The organism is Parabacteroides sp. FAFU027 (assembly GCF_022808675.1).
Taxonomy (GTDB): Bacteria; Bacteroidota; Bacteroidia; order Bacteroidales; family UBA7332; genus CAXXIC01.
Map to the genome: position 1 here is coordinate 234670 of NZ_JAKZKV010000002.1, position 22986 is coordinate 257655.

Annotated in this window: 18 protein-coding genes and 1 pseudogene; 10 read left to right on the forward strand and 9 right to left on the reverse strand. The window is 41.6% G+C overall.

Translation table 11 applies throughout. From position 1 onward, the window contains the following. Positions 1-54: 54 nt before the first annotated feature. From MLE17_RS04165 to MLE17_RS04175, 3 genes are all read right to left on the reverse strand, one after another. Positions 55-765 carry a hypothetical protein gene (locus MLE17_RS04165; RefSeq protein WP_243347345.1) on the reverse strand — a complete coding sequence of 237 codons (711 nt, stop codon included), beginning with the start codon at positions 763-765 and terminating at the stop codon, positions 55-57. 24 nt (positions 766-789) lie between these two features. Next, on the reverse strand, positions 790-1284 hold the full coding sequence (locus MLE17_RS04170) for a hypothetical protein (RefSeq protein WP_243347347.1): 495 nt from the start codon (positions 1282-1284) through the stop codon (positions 790-792). A 499-nt stretch (positions 1285-1783) separates the two neighbouring features. Continuing rightward, positions 1784-3796: a thioredoxin domain-containing protein gene (locus MLE17_RS04175; RefSeq protein ID WP_243347348.1), complete on the reverse strand. Its 2013-nt coding sequence runs from the start codon at positions 3794-3796 to the stop codon at positions 1784-1786. Positions 3797-4012: 216 nt separating this feature from the next. Between MLE17_RS04175 and MLE17_RS04180 the strand changes: the two are divergent. From MLE17_RS04180 to MLE17_RS04195, 4 genes and pseudogenes are all read left to right on the forward strand, one after another. Continuing rightward, positions 4013-4375 (forward strand): annotated as a pseudogene (locus tag MLE17_RS04180) (nucleotidyltransferase substrate binding protein); the annotation flags it as partial. Positions 4376-4377: 2 nt separating this feature from the next. Next, positions 4378-4692: a nucleotidyltransferase domain-containing protein gene (locus tag MLE17_RS04185; RefSeq protein ID WP_243347350.1), complete on the forward strand. Its 315-nt coding sequence runs from the start codon at positions 4378-4380 to the stop codon at positions 4690-4692. Between the two features lie 195 nt (positions 4693-4887). Further along, positions 4888-6306, forward strand: coding sequence for an adenosylhomocysteinase (ahcY, locus tag MLE17_RS04190; RefSeq protein WP_243347351.1), 1419 nt, complete (start codon positions 4888-4890; stop codon positions 6304-6306). A gap of 151 nt (positions 6307-6457) precedes the next feature. Continuing rightward, positions 6458-9001 (forward strand): YfhO family protein, encoded by a 2544-nt coding sequence (locus tag MLE17_RS04195; protein WP_243347352.1) that lies wholly within the window; start codon positions 6458-6460, stop codon positions 8999-9001. 59 nt (positions 9002-9060) lie between these two features. Here MLE17_RS04195 and MLE17_RS04200 read toward each other — a convergent pair whose 3' ends face one another. Further along, entirely contained in the window at positions 9061-9504 is a 444-nt protein-coding gene (locus MLE17_RS04200) for a ferritin family protein (protein WP_243347353.1), read from the reverse strand. 270 nt (positions 9505-9774) lie between these two features. Here MLE17_RS04200 and MLE17_RS04205 point away from each other — a divergent pair, with 270 nt between their 5' ends. From MLE17_RS04205 to MLE17_RS04230, 6 genes are all read left to right on the forward strand, one after another. After that, positions 9775-10137, forward strand: a complete 363-nt coding sequence (locus tag MLE17_RS04205; RefSeq protein ID WP_243347354.1) for a response regulator — start codon at positions 9775-9777, stop codon at positions 10135-10137. 8 nt (positions 10138-10145) lie between these two features. After that, positions 10146-11366, forward strand: coding sequence for a HEAT repeat domain-containing protein (locus MLE17_RS04210; protein WP_243347355.1), 1221 nt, complete (start codon positions 10146-10148; stop codon positions 11364-11366). Between the two features lie 5 nt (positions 11367-11371). Further along, entirely contained in the window at positions 11372-12793 is a 1422-nt protein-coding gene (locus MLE17_RS04215) for a glycosyltransferase family 2 protein (RefSeq protein WP_243347357.1), read from the forward strand. 172 nt (positions 12794-12965) lie between these two features. Further along, complete coding sequence (locus tag MLE17_RS04220) at positions 12966-14984, forward strand: LTA synthase family protein (RefSeq protein ID WP_243347358.1); 2019 nt, start codon at positions 12966-12968, stop codon at positions 14982-14984. Positions 14985-15035: 51 nt separating this feature from the next. Next, entirely contained in the window at positions 15036-16319 is a 1284-nt protein-coding gene (locus tag MLE17_RS04225; protein WP_243347360.1) for a YaiO family outer membrane beta-barrel protein, read from the forward strand. A 337-nt stretch (positions 16320-16656) separates the two neighbouring features. After that, positions 16657-17346: an NADPH-dependent F420 reductase gene (locus tag MLE17_RS04230; RefSeq protein ID WP_243347362.1), complete on the forward strand. Its 690-nt coding sequence runs from the start codon at positions 16657-16659 to the stop codon at positions 17344-17346. Between the two features lie 224 nt (positions 17347-17570). On the opposite strand, the gene MLE17_RS04235 is transcribed toward MLE17_RS04230, so the two are convergent. The 5 genes from MLE17_RS04235 to MLE17_RS04255 all read right to left on the reverse strand — a co-directional run bounded on the left by MLE17_RS04235 (position 17571) and on the right by MLE17_RS04255 (position 22982). Next, a complete protein-coding gene (locus tag MLE17_RS04235; RefSeq protein ID WP_243347364.1) occupies positions 17571-18068 on the reverse strand; it encodes a hypothetical protein in 498 nt (165 codons plus the stop codon). A gap of 517 nt (positions 18069-18585) precedes the next feature. Further along, positions 18586-18744 (reverse strand): T9SS type A sorting domain-containing protein, encoded by a 159-nt coding sequence (locus MLE17_RS04240; RefSeq protein WP_243347368.1) that lies wholly within the window; start codon positions 18742-18744, stop codon positions 18586-18588. Beyond that, positions 18744-19151 (reverse strand): PKD domain-containing protein, encoded by a 408-nt coding sequence (locus MLE17_RS04245; RefSeq protein ID WP_243347369.1) that lies wholly within the window; start codon positions 19149-19151, stop codon positions 18744-18746. Before MLE17_RS04245 ends, MLE17_RS04240 begins: the two co-directional genes overlap by 1 nt. A 426-nt stretch (positions 19152-19577) precedes the next feature. Further along, on the reverse strand, positions 19578-21983 hold the full coding sequence (locus tag MLE17_RS04250; RefSeq protein WP_243347370.1) for an ABC transporter permease: 2406 nt from the start codon (positions 21981-21983) through the stop codon (positions 19578-19580). Positions 21984-22127: 144 nt separating this feature from the next. After that, positions 22128-22982, reverse strand: a complete 855-nt coding sequence (locus MLE17_RS04255; RefSeq protein ID WP_243347371.1) for an MBL fold metallo-hydrolase — start codon at positions 22980-22982, stop codon at positions 22128-22130. Positions 22983-22986: the final 4 nt, after the last annotated feature.

A 22986-nucleotide genomic window follows, 5' to 3' on the forward strand; every position in this document is an offset into this window, starting at 1 on the left:
TATGAATTGGGGCTACATAGAATCTCCTTTTTAGGTCATCTTGCGTCAAAAATATTATAAAAAGATATCTTTTGTTACTTCCCATCTATATGGTCTGTAAATCGTCTTTAATGTCTTGAGCTCTTTAAGGTCAAGTTTATGCCACTCAGGGACAGGAGTTTGTTTTGATTCATTATTCCATTTCGTCAACGACCATCTTTTCGTGAGGAAATTATAGCTGTATTCTTCGAAGTCTAAAGTTGATCTGTTAAAGATAGTATTTTCTGCTCCGATAAGCACAAACTCATTGTTTTGATATCTGAATTTATATGTTGTCTGATTTACATCCCAGCTTCCAATCCAATAAAACAATCTGAACTTAATATTCAGGATCCCTTTTTCGATGTATAATGAGTCAAAAGGATCATCCATTTGAGGAGTATCATGACAAAGTATAAATGTCTCCGATTTCTCTCGAAGTTTGAATCCATTAGTCATTTTGTCCCGAAAAAGAATCAATAGCATTCTGGGCTGTATGGTGACGATTTCATTTATGCCCTCTTCTTCCCTTTTGATTTTGACACTATCCCTGTGCTGAATAACCAATGCACAATCGTTTTGCAGGTCTTTATTCAAATCGCCTTCCGAAATTTTCAATATCTCCCATCCGTTGGGAATAAAATCTGCGATTTTTCTACCTTCCTGTTTGATATTGGGATAAGAAAACGTTTGTCCGGATGCAATTCCGAAGCATAAGAACAACAAGAACGAGACTAAGACTTTCATACAATCCTGATTAATGCCTATTCATTATCTTCTACCCTTTACAATCCTCTCCTTGTAAATCCAGATATGCGACTCCTCATCATGTAAGTCATCCTTTACAGATTGCTTGCTCTCTTCCCCGAGCAACAAACCATCTAAGTATGGGGAAGTCAGGAACCGGTAAATCACTTCCTGTTCGGTTTCGACAAATTGCATCTCACCTTCGAGGGGCAATTTATCGTGATTGGCATTGATCAGGCAAATAATCAACTGACCTTCCAGTTCATTGAACCAGACATGATAGTTCATATCAATGCTCAACGGGCTGTTCAATAGCTGGTTTTGCACCGAAGTTTTGATTCTCGCGAGTGATGCGAGTATTTCTTCAGTAGAAATTTCTTTCGCCACCTCCGAAGTTGTAGTCAGAGTCAGGGTATTATGGTAGATTTCTTTCGCTGTCTGGTCGGTTTTGTCCGTCAGAAACAGGTCGGCCATCTCAAACACCGAAAGATTATTGAAAAGTGTTTGTTTATCAGACATAGCAGGATAGATTTGAGGATAGGAACACTGTAACTGTGATATTTATATCAAATGATTACCTGCAAATTAAAACAATATATTCCGGAATTCTTCATATCGAATTAAGAATATTTGATAAATAAGAGGATTGTGGACTTAGTTGCACTAATTCTCTCAGGAATAAGAGTTTCAGGTATCAAAATGATAGTCAGTTTTTGGGGAATAAATTGCTTTTGCTTGAGAAATCTTCGCCTTTGCTTGACGAAATTCTTTCATTGCTTGATGATATTCCTTCATTGTTTGATGAAAATTCCTGATTGCTTAGCGAAATTCATCAATTGCTTGACGAAAATTCTTCATTGCTTGAGTGCACTTCTTCAATTGCTTGACAATCTTCTTCAATTGTTTGATGAAATTCGTGTATTGTTATTCATATAACCTGTATATTTTTATCAGAATTGATACTTTTGAGGCACAAAAAAACCTGACTTAGGGACATTTTCAGTCAGGTTTTTCGGGCTTACAGGAGCTTTATTGCTTCTTCTACTGTATGTACAGGCAATTGGCACGTCTTGTTATGGCAAACGTAAATCGTTGTTTCTCCATCCGATATTCGATCTTTGAGTAAAGGCAGGTTCTCGCTGTCGCCTCCGGCAAATATCACATTCGGAAGATATCGTTTTTGTAGTTCCAATGCAGTCCCGATGGTATTTTTCCCGGTAATGACCACTTCGCAGGTCGGATGGGTGAGCTTCCCTGCCAGCATCGCCCAGTTGGCATAATAGATTCCACCCTGTAGAAACTGTTCTCCCACGGTAAGCAACATCTCTTGCGCACGCGATGAATATTCCGGCAAGTCATAGAGAGCACCAAGTCTCAACAATACGTGGGCAAATGCCGAGTTTGACGATACGATGACATTGTCGGCAACTTCCATTTTTCGGGTAAACAGGGTATTTGATTCATCGGAGGTGTAATAGAAAAGCGGACTTTCAGCCGATGCGAAATGTTCCAACACCTGTTCTGCCTGATAGCGACTTTGTTCCAGCCAATGGATGTCAAAAGTGACCTGGTAAAGGTCAATCCAGGCCGCAGCCAACAGTGCATAGTCATCAAGAAACGCTTCCACTGTAGCTTCGCCATTTTTATAATTCCGGTAAAGACGACCTTCCCTGAGCATCTTTTCTTCCAGAAAACCTGCCAGCAGTAATGCTTTGTGCAAATATTCTGTTTTGCCCAACGCCTTGTAGGCATCGACGTATCCCGTTAGCACTAACGCATTCCAGGCAGTCAGAATTTTATCATCCGTGGTGGGCCGGATGCGCTTACTCCGTTCATACAGTAGAAACCCGTTTGTGCGCTCCAATAGTTCGTTGAAAGATGCCGGATCAATGCCATTTTCTCTGGCAAAGTCAGATGGCAGGTCATGATAATGCAGGATGTTTTTTCCCTTCTCCCAGTTTCCTTCCTCGAAGATGTGGTAAAAATCAGCCATCAGCCCGGCTGTCTCCGGATCAACAGCATTATCGAACTCCGTTTTTGTCCAGACATAAAATTTCCCCTCTTCGTGTTCGCTGTCTGCGTCGATGGACGAGTAATATCCTCCTTCCGGACTCAACAACTCCCTTTCCAGAAATGCAATGGTTTGTTCCACCACTTTGGCATAGCTTTTCCGATGGCCATTCTGATAAGCGTGGGAATAGAGGCTGATTAGTTGGGCATTGTCATACAGCATTTTTTCGAAATGCGGCACTAACCAATTTTCATCAGTCGAATATCGTGCAAATCCCCCACCTATCTGGTCATAGATTCCACCTCTTTTCATCGCGTTCAGTGTTGTGCGTACTGCCTCCAGAGCCTTTTCATTTCCCGTCTGGGAATGATATTGCAGCATAAATTCCCATCCTACGGGCATCATAAACTTGGGGGCACCTTTCGTTCCTCCCTGCTCAAAATCGACATGTGACAGCATATGGGCAAATGCCTTATCGTAGTCTGCTTTTGACAAGACTGACATCGTATTTTCCGCCATTTCAAAGGGATTCATACTAATTCCGGTTGACAATGAAATGGCAGCATCGACTATCCGCCGGTAATCGGTATGATAGAGATTGGCCAGTTGTTGTAAAAGACTGCTCCATTGCGTTGGATGGAAGTAGGTAGCGGCATAAAAAGGTCTTCCGTCTGGCAACGCAAAGGCATTGAGCGGCCATCCTCCTCTTCCGCTCACCAGTTGTGCCGCTTCCATATAGATTTGGTCAATGTCGGGGCGCTCTTCCCGATCCACTTTGATGCAGACGAAGTGCCTATTCATGATCTCCGCTATCGTTGCATCGGAAAACGACTCATGTGCCATCACATGACACCAGTGACATGCCGCATACCCGATGCTGATGAGTAACGGTTTATTTTCGTTTTTGGCCTTTGCCAGTGCCTCTTCGCCCCATTCGTACCAGTCCACCGGGTTGTTGGCGTGCTGTTGCAGGTAAGGGCTGCGGGCTTTTGATAATCTGTTTAGGTTTTGTGCTTCCATAGACTAAGAAACAATCAGCCAGGGGTTTTGGTTTGTGCAATAAGAATAGACTGTTTTGTTTAGAAAACAATTTCTACCATGAATTTATCTGCTGATAGTATCATCTGATATTATCAGCAGATAAATAACCGGATTGTTTTAATTACATTTGTGAAGTTCAAACCAAATTACAACGCTATGTTATCGGAAGATATCAGATAGAAACAACGCTTTCAGAATTTTGAAAAATCGCTTCATTATCTGGAAGAAGCCTTATCAATTGCAGCTCCTGATATTATTCAGCGTGCCGGATTGATTCAGTTTTTTGAACTCAGTTTCGAATTAGGCTGGAAAGTGTTGAAAGATTATCTGGAAGAACAAGGATTTGCAGATGTCAAATCACCCCGCGCTGCAATTAAGAAGGCTTTCGAAACCGAACTGATTACAGATGGACACACCTGGCTTCAGGCATTGGAAGACCGGAATCTCACAACACAGACATATGATGAAGAGACTGTGTTGGAAGTCGAACATCTGATCCGCAATATTTATTATCCTTTACTGAAAGAGTTAGATACAGAACTTCACCGGAAATTGTAATTATGTTTGGACTTAAAGAATCTGATATCCTGGCAATCCGGGAAATCTTATCCCGTTATCCTGAAGTTGAACATGCTTATGTCTTTGGAAGCCGTGTAAAAGGTAATTATCGTAACGGAAGTGATGTTGATATTGCTCTTAAAGGCGAAACCCTTACTTACAGCATAGTTTCAACGATAAGTTTCTCTCTGAATGAAGAGACTATTATGCCTTATCACTTTGATGTGTTGAATTATCACACTATCAGAAACGAGCAATTAACAGAACACATTGACCGGGTGGGTGTTTGCTTTTATACCAGAGCTGGAAATGAATGATATCACTCATTAACCACACAGATGACACTGATGCTTTGTAACACAGATAATCACGGATTAGAAAAATATGAGTCCATCCGTCTTATCCATCCCATCTGTGTGCCAATCAGTCCGCTATTTCAATCTCCTTCAACCATTTTCCCGGAATTTTCCCATTATTTTTCTACATTTGCACTCTAAATCTTCAAAAGAATTATGTCAGAAAAATTATTTTCAGAACTTCCATATAAAGTGGCCGATATGAGTCTGGCCGATTTCGGAAGAAAAGAGATCGAATTGGCTGAGGTAGAGATGCCCGGCCTGATGGCTTTGCGCGAAAAATTCGGCAAGGAGAAACCATTGAAAGGCGCTCGTATCATGGGATCACTCCACATGACCATCCAGACTGCCGTATTGATCGAAACCCTCGTAGAACTTGGCGCTGAAGTGCGTTGGGTGAGCTGTAATATTTATTCGACTCAGGATCACGCTGCGGCTGCGATCGCTGCTGCCGGTATCCCCGTTTACGCATGGAAAGGTGAAACACTGGAAGAATACTGGTGGTGTACCCTTCAGGCATTGCGTTTCCCGGGCGGTAAAGGTCCTAATGTGATCGTGGACGATGGAGGTGATGCGACCATGATGATTCACGTAGGATATGAAGCTGAGAAAAATGCTGCCATACTGGACAAAGTAGCCGGTGGAGAAGACGAAGCGGAACTTTACAAAATCCTCAAAAACGTTCTCAAAGAAAATAATACCATCTGGTCATCTATGTTGCCGGAAATCCGTGGTGTATCTGAAGAGACTACCACCGGAGTTCACCGCTTGTACCAGATGATGCAGGAAGGCAAACTGTTGTTCCCTGCCTTCAATGTAAATGACTCGGTTACCAAATCAAAATTCGATAACCTGTACGGTTGCCGCGAGTCGTTGGCTGACGGTATCAAGCGCGCTACCGACATTATGCTGGCAGGTAAAGTGGTGGTTGTATGCGGATACGGTGATGTGGGTAAAGGCTGCGCAAACTCTATGCGTTCATACGGTGCCCGCGTAATCGTAACCGAGATTGACCCGATCTGCGCATTGCAGGCTGCTATGGAAGGTTACCGCGTAACTACTGTGGAAGAGGCGCTGGCAGAAGGTGATATCTACGTGACCACTACCGGTAACTGCGACATCATTACCATCGACCACATGGCTAAGATGAAAGACAACGCTATTGTTTGTAACATCGGCCACTTCGACAATGAAATTCAGGTTGAAAAACTGAAACAATATCCGGGAATCAAAGCCCGCAACATCAAACCTCAGGTTGATCAATATTTCTTCCCCGAAGGTCACTCAATTATCCTGTTGGCAGACGGACGCTTAGTGAACCTCGGCTGTGCAACCGGCCACCCATCGTTTGTGATGAGTAACTCGTTTACCAACCAGACTCTGGCTCAGATTGAACTTTTCACCAACAACTATGCAACCGGCGTTTACGTGTTGCCTAAGAAGCTGGATGAAGAGGTGGCTCGCCTGCACCTGGAAAAAATCGGTGTGAAACTGACTACCCTGACTGAAAAACAGGCTGCATACCTGGGCATCTCGGCAGATGGTCCGTACAAACCCGAACATTACCGTTATTAATTTCTGGTAGAAATTGAAAGCAAAGAGACACAAAGATGGTTTTGCATTAAATAAATTGATGCTTTACCTGCTTTGTGTCTCTTTCTTGTTTTCACGGTAGTATAATTTGCTAATCTTCAAATTCTCAAATTTTCAAATTATAATTAATTCCATGAATAAGATTGATTTCAAAAAACTATGGCCTTATCTGGCGGCTATTGTGGTTTTTATGGTGATATCGATCGGCTATTTCGGCTCCGATATTATCGATGGTAAGGTTTTGTTCCAGGGGGATACCCGCCAGGGACTTGCCAACGGTCATGAGATAGGTGAATATTTTGCCAAAAGCGGCGAAGTAACCCGTTGGACCGGAACCGTATTCAGCGGTATGCCTACTTACCAGATGTCTCCCAACTTTGGTTCGGCTAACCTTTTCCGCAACGTGACCCAGTTGCTGATGCTTTATCTTCCATCACCGGCGAGTCTCATTTTCCTGATGCTGATCGGCTTTTTTATTCTGCTGAAATCGTTGCGTGTTCGCACCGATTTATCCGTATTGGGAGCTATTGCCTGGACTTTCTCCTCTTATTTTTTCATTATCATTGAAGCCGGACACATCTGGAAATTTGCCACATTAGCTTATGTACCACCTGTAATCGGTGGCGTGATACTGGCTTATCGAGGACGTTACTGGCTGGGCGGTGTGATTGCTGCTCTGTTTGTGGCTTTGCAGGTATTGTCAAACCACGTGCAGATGTCTTACTACTTTATGTTCGTCATCGCTGCATTGGTGGTTTCTTTCTTTGTGGAAGCCATTCGACAGAAAGAGTTGCCCCGTTTCTTCAAAGCTACCGTTACGTTGCTCATTGCTGCAGTTATCGGTGTTTGTATCAACCTTTCCAACCTGTATCATACCTATGAGTACAGTAAGCAGACGATCCGTGGAAAAGCTGAACTGACACACTCGGCTCCTAAAACTGCTCAGGCTCAAGCTCAGAATCCTGCAAATCCCGCTGGCCAGAATGCCACAACAGCTAATCAGACAGCATCGGGATTAGAGCGTGATTATATCGTACAATGGAGTTATGGTAAAGGTGAGACCTGGTCATTGTTGATTCCAAACGTAAAAGGTGGAGCTACAGGTGCTCTTGGTCAAAATGAAATCGCTAAGGATAAGCTTAATTCACAATATGCAGAAATGCTTTCCCAACAAAACCAATATTGGGGTGACCAGCCGTTTACATCAGGTCCGGTGTATGTCGGTGCATTTGTTTTAGCTTTGTTTATCTTCGGTCTTTTTGTGGTCGAAGGTACGCTTGCTTGGCCATTATTTGTGGTAACAGCCCTCTCTATTTTCCTTTCCTGGGGAAAAAACATGATGTGGTTTACCAATATCTTCCTCGACTACATGCCAATGTACAATAAGTTCCGTGCCGTATCGTCTATTCTGGTAATCGCTGAATTTACGATACCGTTACTGGCTGTATTGGCACTGAAGAAGATTATCGAGAAACCGTCTATCCTTCTTGAAAATAAGAAGGCGACCTATACTTCATTGGGGTTGACTGCCGGTATTTCTTTGATTTTTGCATTGATGCCAACCGTGTTCTTTGATTTTCTGAGTCAGCAAGAGGTGGAAAGCATTTTACCGCAGGTGAATATGAATCCGCAATTGGCACCAGTGGTCGAAAACCTGAAATCGGTGCGAGAAGCTATATTCACAGCAGATGCATGGAGGAGTTTTATCGTCGTATTGGTGGGAGCGGTAATCATGTTCCTGTTTGCGAAAGATAAAATCAAAAGCGGTCTTATGGTGGGTCTTATCGCCCTGCTTTGCCTGATCGATATGGGTGGTGTAAACAAACGTTACCTGAACAGTGAAAAGTTCATGTATCCGCGAGAAATCAGTAATCCTTTCCCGAAAACAGCTGCCGATGAGCAAATCCTTCAGGATAAAGATCCGGATTTCCGTGTTTTCAACATGACGGTTGATCCATTCAATGATGCTACAACTTCTTATTATCACAAATCGGTGGGCGGTTACCATGCTGCTAAATTACGCCGTTATCAGGATATGATTGACTTCCACCTGACTCCGGAGTTCATGCGTATGCAGCATTACAAAACCTTCCAGGATTTTGTGGATAAAAAGGATAGCATCCCTGTATTGAATATGCTGAATACGAAGTATTTTATTCTGGGAACTCAGCAAGGTCAGGTAGCTGTGCCTAATCCGGGAGCGATGGGTAATGCCTGGTTTGTCAGCGAATTGAAGTGGGTGAACAATGCCGATGAGGAGATTGATGCCCTTAACAACTTCAATCCGGTAAAAACAGCTATTGTGGATAAACGATTTGAGAATGTTCTGCCTAAAACCACAGCAGCTCATGACTCAACTTCTACTGTAAAGCTGACCTCTTATGCGCCGAATAAACTGGTATATAAGTCTCATTCAGCAACTCCGGGTGTAGCCGTATTCAGTGAAGTTTACTATCCGGGTTGGAAAGCAACAGTTGATGGCAAAGAGGTGGAAATCGGACGTGTAAACTACATCCTCCGTGCTCTTCAATTGACTGGCGGTGACCACGAGATTGTATTCACATTTATCCCTAAAACTATCACCCTGACTGAAACAGTCGCTTATGCTGCAATGGCTATTTTGCTACTGGGAGTCGTAGGTTATATATTCTTAGGGCGTAAAAAAGAACAAGAGTAAGCTCGTCTATGGATAATATCAAGATCCGGCATTCTTAATTATAGAAATGTCGGATCTTTTTATTTCTGGATGTTCAGATCATTTATTAAGCTATCTCTATGGGCCTTTTCTTCAGAGGCAATAGTTATAAGCACTCCTTTTATATGATCATTGTCAGTTATATTCGCAAGATCAAGATACATTTTGCAGGCCTGTTCTTCTGCTTTGATTGCTTCGTAAATAACCTCATTCAAATCTGACACCTCTTCAGAATGGTAAATCTCAGTTTGATCTAAATCTATTATCAGATTAATTTCCTTATCACCCAAAAGTTCTTGCTCAAGGACATTTGACAGGATTGCTTTATGTCTTATTTCATCTGTGGCAAGTTGCTCCCACAGAGTCCTCTTCTCATAGTTGGTTGTTGATTGCGCTTGCTGTGTATAATATCTTATTGCGTTCTGTTCTTCACTAATGGCGAAGCGGAGAACATCAGAAATTGTATCAAATGTTATTTTTTTCATGAGGTATTTTTTTTGCGGGTTATTATGCTACGCGAACGACCGAATTTGTGATATATTAACCATGATACGGAGAGATTGGTTTCTCAGGCTCAAACTAAATATTTATTTTTGTTTTTTCCAAGTATTCTCAATGGATTTATTCCTAAAAACGAGAATATGGCTTTTATAAGGGTTATTTTTTTTTGAGTAATTTTTGGGGATCACGTTTTAAGCCTTACCGACAAGGGTATAAAATAATAGAGAAGCTGCCCCTTTAATTTAGAGAGATAGATGATAAAAATAGTAGTGTGTGACGAAGAATTGATTTTCGTGAAAATGCTTAAGCAGGAATTAGACAAGTATGGATATGATGTTTCAGTAACAACAGATGGTTATCAGTGCATGGACTTGATCAGAACAAAGATGCCAGATGTGTTGGTGACAGATTTGTTTGTGCCTCGCCTGAATAGTCTTGAACTTATATCAAAGGTCAGAGAGATAAAACAGAATATCGCGATCCTGGTTTATGCTGATATTCGCTCTGAGAAAGTCATTGATCAGGTATTTCGTTTGGGGGTAAAAGATTTCGTTTACAAACCGGTTGATCCTGACCGCCTAATCTGGAGAATCAAAACCATTATTAACCGAAAGTAAATAGAACTATGATTACTCACAGGCGGATGATGGCATCTTCGTTTTTTCTGGCTTTTATTCTTTTCTTTATTCTTGTTATTCGGATTGATGAATGGCTTGTTTCCCCTATCCAATCATCCGGCATAGGTTTTCTGACACCTATTCATTCTCTTTGTAAGAGCTTTATTTCTCAATCTGCTGATTTAAGGGAAGAAAGCGGCTCGATATTTAGATTTTTATTTCCATACCTAATTGTCATGGCTATTTTGAGTAGTATGAGTATTGTACTACTTTTTTTGGCTGTCATAAATATGCGATTGTTCTCTAAGGTTCGCGCTCGGAGACGTCAGAATTATACCGATGAAGTTCAAAAATACATCCTTCAGTATATTGATAACAGAGATAAAATTGCAGTAGCTGAATTAAAAAAACTCCCCCCTAAAATTGTTACTGTACAAATTTTTTTACTCTACAGAAGTATTATCGGCAAGAAGTCCCAACAGCTCATAAGACTATTTTATGAGTTGGATTGTAACAAATTTGTTTTAAAAAAATCAGGGAGTATTTTTTGGAGTAACAGACTTCGGTATTTGCCGATAGCATCAGCCATGCAGATTACAGCTGCCAAAGAATATGCCCGACAAACCATTGATTGCTACATGCCATTAGTACGAAATGAGGCGGAAATGGCCTTTTTTTATCTGGATAAATATCATTCTCTGGATTTTCTGAAAAACTTTAACCGGGTACTTTCAGAATGGCACCAACTGCATATCTACAATCTGATAGTTCGGAAATCTATTCCACCTCCCGACTTTTCTGTTTTTTATACAGAGAAAAATGATTCTGTCGTAGCATTTGCTTTACAAATGACGCGTTTGTTCAGACAAAAAAATAACGCAGATCTGGTGATCCCCTACCTGCGTCATACGAAAGACTTTGTTCGGAAACAGGCCATACTGACTTTGCGGGATTTTGAAATGAACGAAGCTGTTCCCAATTTAATTGACATTTACGGGAAAGAAGAACCCAGACTTAAAATCGAGATTATACGCACACTTGCATTTTTGAGTACAAACGAAGCGATGGAGTTCCTGGTTAATGAAATGGCGAACCCCGATAAAATGATTCGCATTGAAATTATCCAGAGTCTGGATCATCACCTTCGTTCCCAGTTGCTTAATACGATTGAAAACTTTGACGGCCTTGAGGAGATAGTAAGACATATTTCTGACGGACACATTTTGTAATGGCTATGGTAAGTACCTTCCTGGATTCTTTTTTTATCAGTTTTTCGATAGTAATCTATTCCATCTATTTTCTGATGGGATTATTATCGATGTATAAGCTTGTACACTATAATAAGACCAACAAGATGGTGGATTACAGTGTTCTGCTTTCATCGCCCTATGCACCTGGCATCTCCGTTTTGGCTCCGGCATACAATGAGAGTAAAACTATAATTGATAATATCAAAGCCTTGTTAGCCATACAATACGGTGACTTTGAGGTGATAATTATTAATGACGGGAGTAAAGATGATTCTCTGGAAAAAGTAATCCGGGAATACCAGTTAGAGAAAGTTGATTATGTGGTGAATTATCGGATTCCAACCAAACAGATAAGGGGAATTTACCGCTCGACTAACCGGGCTTATCATTTTCTGACGGTTATAGATAAAGAAAACGGAGGTAAGGCTGATTCTCTCAATGCGGGTATAAACATTTCGCGCCACGAGCTATTTGTGGCCATAGATGTAGATTCAGTCCTTATTCCTGATGCATTACTGAAACTGGTAAAGCCTTTCCTTCAAACTGAACATGAACGTGTATTGGCTACGGGAGGCGCTATCCGTGTCGCGAACTCTTGTCATCTTGAAAATGGACACCTGATTGATATTGAGGTTCCCAAAAACTTGTGGGCAAAATTTCAGGTAATTGAATATACCCGCGCTTTCCTTATAGGGCGCATTGCCTTGAGTAAGGTCAATGGATTAATGCTTATTTCGGGAGCTTTAGGCCTTTTCGATAAAGATATTGTGATAAACTGCGGGGGATATAACCGTAACACGGTGGGTGAAGACATGGAACTTATTGTGAGAATGCGAAAATATGCATATGAGCATAAAATCCGCCATCGGGTAGAGTATATTCCGGATCCTTTGTGCTGGACAGAGGTTCCTTCAACCCTAAAGGTTCTCAAACGTCAGCGTAACCGGTGGGCAAGGGGGGTAATGGATACTTTGTATTTTCATAAAGATGTTTTCTTAAACAGGAAACATGGAGTGATGGGGCTCGTAGCGTATCCCTATTATCTGTTTCTTGAATGGATGACGCCGATTCTTGAAAGCATCGGAATAACTTACGTTATATTTCTGTTTATTATTGGCCAGTTAAACTGGAAGTTTTTGTGCCTTTTTTTTGCATTAGGATATCTCTTTTCCGTTGCTTTTTCATGTACTGCTCTTTTATTTGAGGAGATAACTTTTCATCGTTATGATAAAGTCCGGCATCAGCTTAAGCTCTTTTTGATCCCTTTTGTTGAGCCTCTTATTTTTCATCCATTGAATGTTTATTGGTCCATTTTGGGGAACATCTCTTATTTCAAAGGCGAAAAAGGATGGGGAAATATGGAGCGAACCGGATTTTCCTCTAGTAAAAAGAAATCAAACATATAAATAATCGTGATTAAGAAAGATGGTCGGTTTACAGAAGCAATTTTACGTTCTAAACCGATATCTTATACTTAAACAACTTCATATAAAATGGACAGGCACAAGGTTTGCTTCAATACGGATATCCGTTTAAGCGAACCTCAATTGTAACTTCCTCAACAAATAATCTTCTGTAATGAAGTCAAACATTAATCCTCAAATCTCTAAAAATAGTCTGGTTAGCTTACTGGAGAGTTTCTCGACAAATATGGTAATTCTTTTTGTTTTCATTTTAGCACTGAGAATCTATGAATTTACCGGTAGTCGGTTTAATATTGGGCTGAAAGATAACCTTGTACCGGTTTTTAGAACAGCGCTTTGTTTTGATTTGTGTTTTTACTCAACGTTTGGAGTGTTTTTGTTGGTAGCCTCATGTTTGATGAATTATTTTGCTCCAAAGATTTCAAGAATCTTACTTGTTCTAGTCCCTGTTGTTATCAGCGTCTGTCATTTATTGCTTGTAAAATATTTTTCTGTTGCTCTTAATCCGTTAGGAGCAGATGCTTATCATTACTCTTTCGGAGAAATAAAGCAAACTTTAAGCGCAGCCATAAGCGTGTGGGGTATAGCCAGCCTTTTATTGAGTGTCTCTGTGATTATAGCTGCATTTGTTTACATACCCCGTTATAAGCGGGTAACTTCAAACTTCAGCATTGGATTGCCTATTCTCTGTATCCTTTTCTTTTTGTTTGGCATTTCTAAGAGTATGGTTGTAAGCGATTTTGGATCGGAATACAACAATAACTTACTGACCAATAAATCTTCATATTTTTATGCCGCTTCATTTGACTATTTTTTCCATTCAGGGAATAATTCAGACATTAGTCTTGACGCTAAATATTCAGATGGGAAAATCGAAAATGATTTTACATATAAAGATCCCGGGAAATATGCCTTTATGCATGTCGATAGCACAAAAGATGTATTTTCTTCATATATTCGGAAAAGCGAAACGGCTCCCGATTACGTCTTTATTATTGTCGAAGGATTAGGACGTGCTTTTTCAAACGATAATTCTTATTTGCAGAGTTTTACCCCATTCCTTGATTCTTTATCGCGGCACAGTCTTTATTGGGAAAATTGTTTGAGTACTGCAGGGCGTACATTTGAGGCGTTACCTTCTATTTTAGGGTCATTACCTTATGGATCAAACGGGTTTGCCGAATCAGGCAATCAAATGCCATCCCATTTGAGTCTTATGCGAATACTTGCTGACAATGGCTACCAGTCATCATTTTATTATGGCGGAGATTCAAAATTTGACAACATGAATCTATTCCTGAAGCAACAGAAGATCAGTCACATCTATGATCAGTATAATTTTGACAGTTCGTATAAAAAGCTGCCATCAAATTCAACGGCTTCTTCGTGGGGATATGGAGATTCGGAATTATTCAGATTTTACCTCAGTAATCTGGATCAACAACCGAAAAACAAGCCCAGAGTCAGTGTTTTGCTAACGCTTGCGACACACAATCCATTCCTGGTGAACGATCAGAAGCGATATAATGCTCTATTTGAAAAAAGAATACAGGAATTGAAACTTGATGCATCCTCTGTAAAACAGCACAGGGAGTACAAACCACAGTATGCGAGTATCTTGTATGCAGACGACGCATTGCGCTGTTTTTTCAGAAACTATTCATTAAAGCCTTCATTTAAAAATACGATCTTTATCATTACCGGAGATCACCGGATGCCGGATATTCCGCTTAGCACAAAGATTGACAGATATCATGTTCCTTTAATTGTTTATAGTCCGTTATTGAAACAAGCTTCGAAATTTCCGGCAGTAGTTTCTCATCTGGATATTTCCCCTACTATTTTAACTTTTCAAAAAAAGCAGTATCGTATTAAGGCCCCATCTCTTGTGAGTTGGCTGGGAGCCGGACTTGATACCGCGCATTTCTTTAGAAATAGAAACAATTATCCGCTGATGCAGACCAAAGAGGGAGTAAATGAATTCATTTCGGGGGATTATATGTTGAGCGCCGGTAAAGTCTTTAAACTTTCGGAGAATATGGGGCTTAAACCTGTTAAAGATGTAATCCAGTCAGATAAGTTGCAGCGTTTACTCAATCAGTTTATTCTGCGAAATAAAGAAATGATAGATCAAAAAACATTATTACCTGAAAACCTATTGAAGCAATATTGATAGCTTTTCGTTACCAGAAACCGTTGTATTCGCTACTAAACATGTCATTCTATGAATATATTCAGCTATAATCGAAGTAAATATTATGGATTAATCCTCTCCTGTATTGCAATATTCTATTGTTCCGTAGGCTTTGCTCAGCAACAGTTTAATTCAGATGAGCTGTTTCAGCAAGCAAGAGATGCAGCCTTCAACAAAAAAGATTATCCACTTGCTATCAGGTTGTCACGTCAGGCATTGCAATTAAGTCCTCAGTATAACGATATCCGCACTTTTCTGGGACGTATTTATACCTGGAGTGGGAAGATCGATAGTGCAAGGATTGAATTACAGACTGTATTAAAGTTAAATCCTGATTATGAAGACGCAGCTTCGGCCTTAGCTGACCTGGAATACTGGAACGACAATTATACCGATGCTTTAACTTATTGTAATCAGGGGTTGCAATATCATCCGGAGTCCTCAAGCTTGCTGATTAAAAAGATCAAAATACTAAAAGCTGATAAAAAATACATCCAGGCTTATCAAGTGGCTCAGGCAATCCTGCAAAAAGACCCTTCAAATCTGGATGCAAGATCACTAATCGTTGATATTGGTGATGCAGCGGCGCTAAATAAAGTCGGTGTCGGATATGATTTTACGTGGTTTGATAAAGGATATGGAGATTATCTTCACAAATCCCCCTGGCATATATTTAATGTTGATTATACCCGCTTCACATCAATAGGTTCGGTAACAGGCAGGATAAATCGTGGTGAACGGTTCGGAAAGACTGCCTTTCAGGGGGAAATAGATGCGTATCCTCATCTAATGAAGGATTTATATGCATACACTAATATCGGCTTTTCAGACATGACATCGGTATTTCCCCGATTCAGAATGGGAGCTTCTTTGTATGGAATATTGCCCAAAAGTTTTGAAGCTGAATTAGGCTTCCGGCATTTAAAGTTTGGTAGCTCTGCGTGGATCTATGTCGTCGGACTCTCGAAATATTATAGAAACTTTTGGTTCAACGGCCGGGTAACCCTTGTGCCCGACCAAAAGAGTCTTTCTCATTCCTACACCGGAACTATGCGTTATTACTTTGGTGGAACAGATGATTATTTTTACGGAAGTGTGGGGTATGGCCTTTCTCCTGACAACGAAAACGTAGTGCTTGCCTTTAATAAAGAATCCGTTAATCTGGTTTCAAAAAAAGTATCTGTCGGATATAAACGAAGCATCAGGAAGTTAAATATCATATCCGTATCAGCTTCCTGGTTGAATGAGGAATATATTGCCGGACAAAAAGGGAATCAACTGAACATGTCAATTTCTTACCAGAAAAGGTTTTAGTGTAATCTTGATTGAGTAACTACCAGAATTTACAATTACAATACTTAAGCTCAATAATGAACTTCCCATCTATGTATTTACAGATAACGTCCTGACGGTATTACAACTTTTATGGTTTATATCCAATGAGACGGAATATCGTTATTCATGCCAGCCGGGAGGCTGGCTTTTACCAATGACGAAAGCAGAGCTTTCGCCAAACTACCTCCACCAGCCTACAATCAACGAGGGCAGATTTCAAGCCATAAATTCCTGAACATTTTACTTTGGGTAATGTTACAACTTAACACACGCAATAGTCTTATTTACAGAATCTAATCATTTAAATTCAAAGGCCATGAACATTACAGTTTTAGGTACAGGAATGGTTGGTCAGACCGTGTCAAAGCGCCTCGTGGAGTTGGGACATAAAGTGACTATGGGTACCCGCAATCCGGACGCGACTCTTTCCCGGACAGAACCTGACCGGATGACAGGTATCACTTTTTCTGAATGGCACAAGGCAAATCCGCAAGTCTGCCTGGTGACCTTTTCCGAATCGGTAAAAGGAGCGGATTTGATCATAAATGCGACAAGTGGGATTGCTTCACTGGAAGTGTTAGAGCTGGCTGGTGAGGCCGCAATGGATGGAAAAGTATTGCTGGATATTTCGAATCCACTTGATTTTTCTAAAGGGTTGCCCCCCTCTTTGTTTGTTTGCAATACGGATTCATTGGGAGAACAGATCCAGAACCGATTCCCCGGTCTTAAAGTGGTCAAGAGCCTGAATACGATGAATGTATATATTCAAATGAACCCCGGTTTACTTCCCGGTGACCACAATGTCTTTGTGAGTGGAAACGACCAGGAAGCGAAAGCGATGGTGAAGGAACTTTTGATCTCAATTGGCTGGAGAGAACAAACCATAATTGATCTGGGCGATATCACTTCTACCCGGGGAACGGAGATGTTGCTTCCCATCTGGGTGAGATTGTGGAGCACGTTCGGCGATATCAATTTCAACTTTCATATCCAACGGGCTAAATGATTCTATTTCACAGAGAACAGAAGACACAATCCTGACCAGAAATAAAGTTCTAAGATTGGTTATTCCTACACAAGAAAGCAGCTTCAGATATTCACTTTTTGCTGAAACTGCTTTCTTGTTTTTGCTGCAGCGACTCTTGCCAGCCTGGAGGCTGGCTTTTACCAATGACGAAAGCAGAGCTTTCGCCAAACTACCTCCACAAGCCTACGATCAACGAGGGGAAGTTACCAGTAGAATAATTGATTGTCAAATTTAATTTGATAATTGTCATCTTCATCACAATTTAGCTTAATGTGAATTTTACGATGGCCTAACAAGCAATAGGATTCTTTTTTATTCCAAAGATATACCATCTTTTTTCTTGAATCAATCGCATTGATTTCAATTGTTGAGATTTGGGTAAGGTTATTATCGATACAAATTGGTAAGTTATCAACCTTGATTAAGGGACAATATTTTCCCTTATATGCAATAAGTCCCTCAATTCTAATCAATAATTCATAATTATTTAAGTTATAACGTTTATCATTATGGGTTACATAAAACTCAAGAGGCTCATAAACAGTCTTATTACATCTCCCAGAATATTCATTTAAATCCAGGTCCTTTAATGGAAAAGAATAAGCAGAAGGTGCTAAACTTTTTTTTGAATTACAATCTGAAAGAAATATCATAAATAATAATGTAACGACCACCAAACAATATTTATTCATATCATACATATTTCAGGGTTTAAAGATAAAAAGACCTTGAGGAACTCCGTAAGGTGTATCACCCCCTGTTGCCCGTAGCCTATCGAAACCTCCACAAACTCAAAAAACCGCAGTCAGCCGTTCGGCGACAGGCTCCACCTTCGTCGTCAGAAAATCAAGGCCTCCTGGCCTTACCTTAGTGTAAGAATCAACTTCAAAATCCATCAACCTAACACACCAAGCCTTTTGATTTCATGACCGACTTTCAAAAATAACATTTCTTTCCGGAAGAAAACTCAACTACCGATATGAACGAAGGAGCGGGGCACTGAAAAATGCAAGGGAGCCACTGAAAAACGCTCCGGAGTCACTCCGAAATGCGACAGCGGCACTGAAAAATGGATGGTCGGCACTGAAAAATGCGAGAGCGGCACTCCGAAATGCGTGGGAGACACTGAAAAACGCGACAGCGGCACTGAAAAATGCGAGGGAGAGTGACTCCCGGGCATTTTTCAGTGCCGCTATTGGTTAATGGATTGAAGATGGTTTATTTCTTAATCACCTTCGTGGTCGATGTGCCTTCTTTAGCAATCACGCTGATGGTGTACACGCCGGTTACACACTGACCGATGTCGATGCTGAAGCGGGTAACCGATTTATCTTTGGCTAGGACCTGTACAGCCTGTCCGCGGCTGTCATTGACCATTACGATGTAACCTTGGCAAACGGATCGTTGATGGTTACATAGACGATGCCTTTGGTCGGATTCGGATAAAGCGATACACGCTTACTATCGGCTTTCACGTAAGGAACGCCACTGCCGCCTGTGTTCTTCACCCAAACCGTAATCTGGTCAGCCGGAGAATCGGCTTTACCGTCATTGACCACCAGGGTAAAGGTATATTCCGTATCCTTATCCACCATTGGTGCTGTGAAGACCGGTTTAGCCACATTGGTAGCGCTCAGGGTAATACCTGCCGGAGCCGTCCATTTGTAGGTAAATGTATCGCCATCCGGATCACTCACCCGTACCTCCGGATATACCATAAAAAGTTGCGGAACCGTTGGGGCGGAATTGTATTCCGCCCCCTTAGTTACTAATAGGATTTTCAATCCGACAACAAACTATTCCGCTATAAAATTAAGCTTTTTAGCAATGGTTCAAATGTTCTGCTTATTTGTTTTCGGAATTTCAAATTCCTATAATAATGGAAAGGCGGATAACACATCCGCTTTGACCATACATCATTTTTCAACAACGGTTATACATTCGGTGTGACGAAGGCGGGTTTGTAACCCGTACCATCTGTTTTGAGCAGTTTGCAACTGCGATAGCGAAACAAAAGAGGTTCTATGTGTGAAGTTTGCAACTTCAAAAACAGTCACAGACTGTTTAAATAAAAAGCGCGGGTTGCAAACCCGCGCTAAGAGGGGGGGCTGATTTTGTTGTACAGTTTATTTACAGTACCTGATTTTCTATCAACCGCTTTCCATTGTTCTGTCTTTTCAATATTTAGAGGACAATGAAATACTTATTGACTATTCGTATTTCAACGCATCCGCCGGATTGCAAACCGACGCCTTATAGCTTTGCCAGCTTACCGTAAGCACGGTAATGAAAAGCGTAACCAACCCCGCAATCGCAAATATCCACCAACTGATGTCGGTATGGTAGGCGAAATCCTGCAACCATTTATTCATCATCCAATACACGAGCGGACAGGCAATGACGAAGGCAATGGCCGTCCAACGCAGGAAGTTGCGGTTAATAAACAGCATTACTTCCGACACCTGTGCGCCATTGACCTTGCGTATGCCTATCTCCTTCTTCTTCTGGTTGATGTAATGCAGCAACAATCCGTACAGACCGAGACAGGCAATGGATAGCGACAGGATGGTGAGCAGGATATAGAATTTTCCAAAACGTACTTCGGAGAAATACTGTCGGTTAAACAATTCGTCGGCAAAGAAATAGTTAAACGGATCTTCTGGAAAATGCCGTTTATATATCTTCTGCAATTGGGCAACCGCCTCCTGCATGTTCGGGTTATTTACACGAATGGAATAGAATCCAAACTCGTAGGGGTGGTCATTGTTCCAAACCATCGGATAAACAGGCTTGTGCAACCCCTCGTTGTGAAAATCGGCCACCACGCCAATAATTTCGACAGGCTTCCGGTTGTCGCCGGTGGGTACGATTTGTTTGCCTATGGCATCCTGAGCATTGGCAAAACCCAACTTTCGGGCAGAGCTCTCGTTTATCAATATTTTATTGGCATTATTGGCCGGAGTGACGGAAAAATTTTGCCCGGCCAGCAACTTCAACGAATAGGTGTTAATAAAACCATCGTCGGCATTGTTGGTGCAGAAAACCGCGCCCGGCTGAACTCCTGCATCCGGACGGACGAACTCACCCGAGCTCCAACGCGGTTCCTGTCCCGGAACGTTCATGGTCGCAGTTGCAGCGATAAAATGAGGATCGGAAAGCACCTCATTGCGAAACGCAAGGAACTTCGTTCTTCGTCCTTCGCCCTGAATGTTGGTCGATGCCGGACCGCTTAAGATTAGCACGCGGTCGATTTTCATACCCAACTGGTAGTTCTGCATAAAGCGTATCTGCTTAAACACGATAATCGTTCCGCTGATAAAAACAATGGAAATAACCAGTTGCGCTATAACCAGACCTTTCTTGAAACCGCTTTTGCCTTTCACTTCCTTGCGTCCGGTGAACGCTCCCATCCGAAAAATGCTTACCGAAGTATAAATGCTTGAAAACACAATTCCGGAGAGGCACGCAAGCGCCAGAAAGAATGCGATTTTCCCGCCCGGAATATAGGCATGACCAAGCGGCAGGCTGAAAAAATGCGCAAATGGTATCATCAAAACCAGATATAGCCCATACGCCAGAATTACAGCCACAACATTGATAATAAAACTTTCGACAAACGATTGCAGCCAAATATGAAAGCGCGAAGCCCCGATGAGCTTCCGGATCAGGATTTCGTGCGTACGCTTTACCGACTGGGCCGTTGAGAGGTTCACAAAGTTTATCCATGCGATGAGCAAAGTGAGCAGCCCCACAATAAGCAGGTTGACCAGCGATTTGGGATTGGTACCGGCTCCGAACTCGCTCTGCAACCCGCGAAGGAAGTGCAGGTCGGGCAATGGCTGAAGCTTGAAATGAGCGGTTTTTCCCTCCTTTTTCAGGAATGCCATGTGACGGTCCACAAAACCGTTGATACCGGCTTCGGCCTCTGCTGCAGAAACGCCAGGTTTCAGGCGGATATAATTCCACCAGCCCGGCCAGTTCCAGTCACCCTGTTCGCCTATCCACTTATAATACACAAACGTATTGATCGATATAAAATATTCGGCATCGAGGTGCGTGTTCGAAGGCAAATCGGCAAAAACGCCGGTTACCTCCACGGGCATCCCCTCATTCACTTTAATGATTTTACCCACCGGGCTTTCGTTGCCAAAAAGGGCTTTGGCCTTGCTGGCAGACAATACTCCCGTAAGCGGTTTTTTGAAATCGGCCTTGCCCTGCAACATGGTGAGCGGAAAAACCTTCTCAAAACCTGCGTCCACCCAGAGTACGTTCTGGTCGCTATACCCAATCACGCCGTTGCGGATAAGGCAACGTTCAAGGTAAGTGAGCGTGTTAGCTTCTACGCCGGGCAGTTCCTGCTTTAGCGCGAAGTACATCTGTCGGGGAGTCTGGGCGCCTTCGTAGGTACTTACACCATCTTTGGTCATTGACATGTTGATACGATACACCCGCTCGCTGCCGTCAAAAAAACGGTCGTACGATGTTTCGTAAATGAGGTAATGAAGGATAAACAGAAAGGCAGTCAGCCCAATGGTCAGCCCCAGGATATTGATGAGGCTCACGCTCCTGTTTTTCAATAGGCTTCGGAAAGCTGTAATAAAATAGATTCTAAACATGTCAATTAGTTATTTACATTGCCAATGCGGTTTATTATGTACTCAGTTACAATCCTCAATGACCCATTCTTATCGTTTCGTTTGTCGGAGATTGAATTTTTCTACTACTTTGTATAAACACTTATTAAAAAACTCGGAGAACCGCTAGAATCCAATCGTTTTATTATCCAAAACATCCTTGAAAAGAGTAATCCCGGGGAAAACTTGCTTCAATTGCTCTACTTTCTTTGACCATTCCCCATACAGGCTTGGAGGCAAATGCATGACAACGATGTGTCGGGGATTTATTGTCTTTTTCAGGTAATCCAAATCCGTTTTGCCATTATTCAACAGCTCGTAATAGACAAAAGCCACATCTACGGGTTCTTTCCATTGCCCGTTTTTTGCCATGTAATCTTTGAACTGCTCCATTTTCGTATCGCCCGAATGAAAAATCCCGACCCCATCCATATGGATATAAAACCCGATATTTTTCATATATTGCTCTATATCAATACCATCCTCGAAATACGGCATGTGCTTTAGCCCGAGAGCCTTCACCGTTACATCGTCAATCGTAAGCTTGATGCTTTTATTCGTTTCGGGTGTGAGCTCGCAAAATTGTTTTTTCAATTTGACAAACCGAAACTGTTCCCCGTCGATAAATACGAGTGTTGGCTTCGTGGTTATCAGTTTCACCGAAGGGAATTTGCTTAAATAGTCGTTCATCAGTTTCGAATCGGAATGATCCTTGTGATAATGGGTTATAAAGCAAAAGTTTACACTGTCGAACGGAGCTTCCGCATTCATTATTTGACTCAATGTTTCCTTTGTTGGAGTTGCAAAATACCCGTATCCGTCTGTAAACAAAGCATCAATTAATATTTTGTGATGCTTTGTTTTAATCATAAATCCGTCATTCGCAATATAGGTGACATGCAAATCTCTTGTTTTGGTTTGTGAAAATATTGAACCAAAGCCAATAGCCGAAGCCAAAATCAGTACAAAAATCTTTTTCATCCTT